Origin of the sequence: Albidovulum sp., assembly GCF_049646345.1 — a bacterium.
In the GTDB taxonomy this organism is placed as follows: Bacteria; Pseudomonadota; Alphaproteobacteria; order Rhodobacterales; family Rhodobacteraceae; genus Albidovulum.
The window spans coordinates 1-5,067 of sequence record NZ_JBARVQ010000493.1 but is presented as its reverse complement, the minus strand read 5'-3'; the positions used below and the strand labels follow the sequence as shown (position 1 = coordinate 5,067).

The 5,067-nt window shown below is 61.2% G+C and carries 6 protein-coding genes; 5 read left to right on the top strand and 1 reads right to left on the bottom strand.

Annotation, left to right across the window (positions count from 1 at the left end; all coding sequences use genetic code 11):
• On the top strand, positions 1-408 hold a 408-nt coding region (locus WBB85_RS12380), incomplete at its 5' end, for a VOC family protein (RefSeq protein ID WP_432638917.1).
• A gap of 104 nt (positions 409-512) precedes the next feature.
• On the opposite strand, the gene WBB85_RS12375 is transcribed toward WBB85_RS12380, so the two are convergent.
• Positions 513-1,301 (bottom strand): alpha/beta hydrolase, encoded by a 789-nt coding sequence (locus WBB85_RS12375; protein WP_432638916.1) that lies wholly within the window; start codon positions 1,299-1,301, stop codon positions 513-515.
• Positions 1,302-1,490: 189 nt separating this feature from the next.
• Between WBB85_RS12375 and WBB85_RS12370 the strand changes: the two genes are divergently transcribed.
• The 4 genes from WBB85_RS12370 to WBB85_RS12355 all read left to right on the top strand — a co-directional run.
• A complete protein-coding gene (locus tag WBB85_RS12370; protein ID WP_432638915.1) occupies positions 1,491-2,969 on the top strand; it encodes an NAD-dependent succinate-semialdehyde dehydrogenase in 1,479 nt (492 codons plus the stop codon).
• Between the two features lie 198 nt (positions 2,970-3,167).
• On the top strand, positions 3,168-3,446 hold the full coding sequence (locus tag WBB85_RS12365) for a YiaA/YiaB family inner membrane protein (RefSeq protein ID WP_432638914.1): 279 nt from the start codon (positions 3,168-3,170) through the stop codon (positions 3,444-3,446).
• Between the two features lie 53 nt (positions 3,447-3,499).
• On the top strand, positions 3,500-4,501 hold the full coding sequence (locus WBB85_RS12360; protein ID WP_432638913.1) for an Lnb N-terminal periplasmic domain-containing protein: 1,002 nt from the start codon (positions 3,500-3,502) through the stop codon (positions 4,499-4,501).
• 165 nt (positions 4,502-4,666) lie between these two features.
• Positions 4,667-5,067, top strand: a 401-nt coding sequence (locus WBB85_RS12355; protein ID WP_432638912.1) for a hypothetical protein, incomplete at its 3' end; no start/stop codon positions are given.

Sequence of the window (5,067 nt, the reverse complement as noted above, 5' to 3'; positions counted from 1 at the left end):
CTGTTATGCCTTCCCAATCGAAATTGCCCAACGGCCGCAGCAATGACCACACCACTCGGGCGAATAGTGATCTACACTAAAAAGACCGCGCAAATGGCGGAGTTTTACACCAAGCACTTTGGCTTTTCGATTTCCCGCGCCAAAGGTGATCGCATCCTCGAGTTGAAACCCCAGGCCGCCGGTGTTTCGATCCTTTTGCATCCTGCATCCGTCAGGCAAAAGGAGGGGCAGGCTCTCGTGAAGCTCGTGTTTGATGTCGAAGACGTCGTGGCCTTTTGCGAAGCCGCTCGTGGCAAAGGGCTGAAGTTCGGTAAGATTCATCAGGCAGACGGCTACGTCTTTGCCAACGCCAAAGACCCTGCGGGAAACTCTGTCCAGGTGTCTAGCAGAGCGTTCGTGCAGCGATAATCTGGGCCCATTTCAAATTAAGGTGCTGCGGGTTGCACCGACAAGGCAGATACTCGGATCGCGGATCGGCCGGGCAGCTTCCCTCGCCCTTGTGGGGAGGGGGACTAACCGAGTAGTGCCGACATCAGTGCTGTGTCCGACCCCTCCAGCCCCTCGATCACATCGAAATGGTGCCGTCCTGCATCCACCGTCACCGGACAGGCCCATGCATTGCCAAGCCGTCTGGCCTGATCGAGGAAGGCGGGGCGTTCGGCGCCGCCGACCCAGACATGGATCGAAACACCGGAACGGTACGTCAGGAGGGCGGGGCTTTCCGCCACCGCCTCGGCGCGGTCGAGCCGGAAATCGTCGTTCATCGCCGTCTCGATCAGCGGGCGCAGATCGGTCAGGGGTGAGATCGGAACCGAGCGGGCTATGCGTGCGGCTATCTCACCCGGCAGCGCGATGTCGCGGCAGACCATGCGTGCCGCCAGATGTCCGCCTGCGGAATGGCCGGTCAGGACGATGGGGCCCGCGACCTCTGCCGCGATGACCGGCAGACTTGCGGCAATCTCTGCGGTGATAGCGCTGATCCGTGCGCCGGGGGCCAGAGTATAGGCTGGCATCGCACAGGCCCAGCCGCGCAGGGCAGCCCCGGCGGCCAAATGCGAGAAGTCGCGTGGGCCGAAAGCGCGCCAATAGCCGCCATGAATGAAGATCAGAAGCCCCTCGGGCTCGCCCTCGGGCAGGAAAAGGTCGAACCAGTTCCGTGGGCCCTTTCCATAGGGCAGGCTCAGCCGGGCCCGCGCGCCCAATGCCTCACGGAACTGCGCGGCCTTGTCGGCCCAGTGGGGCGGATAGGCCTCGGCCCCTTCGATATATTTGCCGTTCGCAAAGGCATCGTCATAGCGCATGATGGCCTCCCCTCTGCCATGCATCGCGCGCTTTGGCGGCTTTTGCAACGGCGGTCGCGTATCGACGTTGAGGACATATTGCGATAAAAATTTTCTGCACGTGATGAATATTTTAAGTTTGCAATCCGCCCCCCGGCGGGCATAACAACGACCGTCCCGGCCCGGCCGGTTCTGAGAAAGGAGATTCCAATGCTCGATTCCGTCACCGACCTCCGCGCCCTTCTGAAGGATCCGACGCTTCTGGCGACCAAGGCCTATGTGGCTGGCGAATGGATTGACGCCGATGATGGCGCGACCTTCGAGGTGATCAACCCCGCCCGTGGCGATGTGATCTGCTCCGTGCCCGATCTTGACCGCGCCGAGACCGCCCGCGCCATTGCTGCCGCCGATACGGCGCGCCACGAATGGGCTGCGCGCACCGGTAAGGAACGTGCGGCCGTGCTGCGCAAATGGTATGACCTGATGGTCGAGAATGCCGATGATCTGGCCGCGATCCTGACCGCCGAGATGGGCAAGCCGCTGGCTGAATCCAAGGGCGAGGTCGTTTATGGCGCGTCCTTCCTTGAATGGTTCGCCGAAGAAGCCAAGCGCATCTACGGCGAGACGATCCCCGGCCACCAGCGCGACAAGCGCATCACCGTGATCAAGCAGCCGATCGGGGTCGCGGCCTCGATCACGCCCTGGAACTTTCCCAATGCGATGATCACCCGCAAGGCAGGGCCAGCCCTTGCCGTGGGTTGCGGTTTCGTCGCGCGTCCTGCCGCTGAAACGCCGCTCTCGGCACTCGCGATGGCGGTTCTAGCCGAACGCGCGGGCGTTCCTGCCGGTGTCTTCTCGGTCATTACCTCGAAGAAATCCTCGGCCATCGGCAAGGAATTCTGCGAAAACCACGCGGTGCGCAAGCTGACCTTTACCGGTTCGACCGAAGTGGGGCGCATCCTGCTGCGTCAGGCCGCCGATCAGGTCATGAAATGCTCGATGGAGCTTGGCGGCAACGCGCCCTTCATCGTCTTTGACGACGCCGACCTTGATAAGGCGGTCGAGGGCGCGATGATTTCCAAGTTCCGCAACAACGGTCAGACCTGTGTCTGCGCCAACCGCATCTATGTGCAGGCGGGTGTCTATGACGCCTTCGCCGAGAAACTGGCGGCGGCGGTTGCCAAGCTGAATGTCGGCGACGGGTTGAAAGAGGGCGTCACCACCGGCCCGTTGATCAACGCATCCGCTGTCGAGAAGGTCGAGGAGCATATCGCCGACGCGTTGGCGGGTGGCGGCAAGATCGTCACCGGTGGCAAGCGCCATGTGCTTGGCGGCACCTTCTTTGAGCCGACCGTCGTCACCGGCATCACGCCCGCGATGAAGGTCTCGACCGAGGAAACCTTCGGCCCGCTCGCGCCGTTGTTCAAGTTCGACACCGAGGAAGAGGTGATCGAGCTTGCCAATGCCACGATCTTCGGTCTCGCCTCTTACTTCTACGCCCGCGATATCGGCCGCATCACGCGGGTGCAGGAGGGGCTGGAATACGGCATGGTCGGCGTCAATACCGGCCTGATCTCGACCGAGGTCGCGCCCTTCGGCGGTGTCAAGCAGTCCGGCCTTGGCCGTGAGGGCAGCCATCACGGGGTCGAGGATTATCTGGAAATGAAGTACATCTGTCTGTCAGTCTGATCAGACCGACAGTCGACCGGATCGGGCGGGGCACATCATGTGCGCCGCCCTTTTCGTTTTCCGGTCGCGCGGATTGTTTCTGTATTGGCTTCACACTGTTTCCTGAACATTGTTCATTTTTACCTTGAACGATGTTCATGAATGATCTACATCAAACTTATGAACGATGCTCAAGCCAATCAAAGCAGGAGAAAGACCATGACCGACTACATCCCGCAGAAAGCCACCGCAGCCTTCAACTTCTTCAACTATATCAATTTCGGCGTCTCTGCCGTGATGATGGCAGGGGGTATCTACTTTCTGGAAGCCAGCTTTGCCGCAAAGGGCTTTTACGCCATGGCCGCGCTGATGCTTGTTTCGGCGACGGTCTCTATCACCAAGTCGTTCCGGGACAGCGAGGAAACCCAGCGCCTGCACAACAAGCTGGATGAAGCCCGTACCGAACGGATCCTGATGGAAGCCACCACGAACAACTGAACCCCACCGCCGCCGGGTCCGCCCGGCGGCGCCCTTATTCAGGAGGTATGGCCATGACCAGCACACCAACCCGCCGCCGCAGGATCGCAAAATTCCTGGGCCACGCCGCTTTCGGCCTCATCCTCATCACTGCGACCGGCCTGGCCGGGGCAGCCATGTGGGTGCATTTGTCCGGCGCAGCGCTCGTACTTTTCGAAACGCTTCTGGCGCTCGTCGCGTTGGCAGCCCTTGCACTGCGCTGCCGGTCGCGGCGGGCAGGGTGGGCCGCTTTCGCCGTCATCCTGCTTGCCGCGGGGGGCTGGTATCAGACCATCGAGCCGAGAGACGACCGCCACTGGGCTGCCGATGTCGCCCACGGCGTCACCGCCGAGATCGATGGCGATGCCGTGACCCTGCACAATGTCCGCGCCTTTGACTGGCAGGATCGTGATACGGCCAAGGAACACTGGGTTACGCGCCACTACGACCTGACCAGGCTCGACAGCATCGATATGTTCACCTCGGTCTGGGACAATCCCGACATTGCCCATCTTCTGGTCAGCTTCGGCTTTACCGATGGCCAGCGCGTGGTCTTCTCGGTCGAGATCCGGCGCGAGGCGGATGAGGAGTTCGAGATCCTCGGCGGCTTCTTCCGCAAGTTCGAACTGGTGCTGATCGCGGCCGAGGAAAGCGATATCGTCAAGCTGCGCACCAATCACCGGGGTGAAGATGTCCGCGTCTATCCAGTCAAGCTGGATCACGAACGGATGCGGAAGATGTTCCTGACCTATCTCGATTTCGGCAATGCGCTGGACGAAAATCCGGCCTTCTACAACACGCTCACGGATAACTGTACGACGACGGTCTATCAGCTTGCCACGCTTGTTCAGCCGGACATGCCGCTTGATATCCGGCTGGTGAAATCGGGGCAGCTGCCGGACTACCTTGATGAGATCGGCGGGCTTGCGGACGATATTTCGATGGCCGAACGCCGCAGCCGGGCCGCGGTCACAGAACGCGCGAAGCGGGTTCCGGTATCGGCCGACTATTCTGACTGGATCCGCGCAGGTTTCTGACACTCTGCGAATCCCGGATCGAAAACAAAGGCTTGCCCCATGAAAGACGCCACGCGGATCGCGGTCCGCTTGGCCGGTTATCGGCTAACACATCCCTGATTTTGCCTATCATACCCACCGACGCTTCTATCGGTGGCAGCAAACATTCAGCCAGGAGTGCAAACCATGCTGCTCAACATCCGCAATACCGCCATCGCCGCCGTCGCGTCCCTTTCGATGATTTCGGCCAGCGCCGTTCCCGCCAATGCCTGGAGCGAAAAGGAACAGAACCTGCTGCTTGGTGCCACAGTCGCCGCGATCGCCGGTGCCGTGATCCTCAACAACAACAAGAAGCGCCAGGCGCAGGCGGCCCCGGTCCAGCGGACCTATCAGCCGCAGTACAAGGCACCGCGCAAGACCCGTTCCCAGAAGGCCCGCTATCAGGAACCGCGTTACCAGGAGCCGCGCTACCAGCCGACCTATCAGTCGGGCGTCTATTCCACCCCCGCCGCGCAGGCCTTCAACCGGTTGCCGGTCTATGAGCGGCGGGCGATTCAGTCGCGTCTTTCCAGCTGGGGCTATTACAG

Excerpts from the sequence above, each read along its gene's own strand:
- WBB85_RS12375 (WP_432638916.1), bottom strand. The coding sequence starts at position 1,301 with ATGCGCTATGACGATGCCTTTGCGAACGGCAAATATATCGAAGGGGCC.
- WBB85_RS12370 (WP_432638915.1), top strand. The coding sequence starts at position 1,491 with ATGCTCGATTCCGTCACCGACCTCCGCGCCCTTCTGAAGGATCCGACG.
- WBB85_RS12365 (WP_432638914.1), top strand. The coding sequence starts at position 3,168 with ATGACCGACTACATCCCGCAGAAAGCCACCGCAGCCTTCAACTTCTTC.
- WBB85_RS12360 (WP_432638913.1), top strand. The coding sequence starts at position 3,500 with ATGACCAGCACACCAACCCGCCGCCGCAGGATCGCAAAATTCCTGGGC.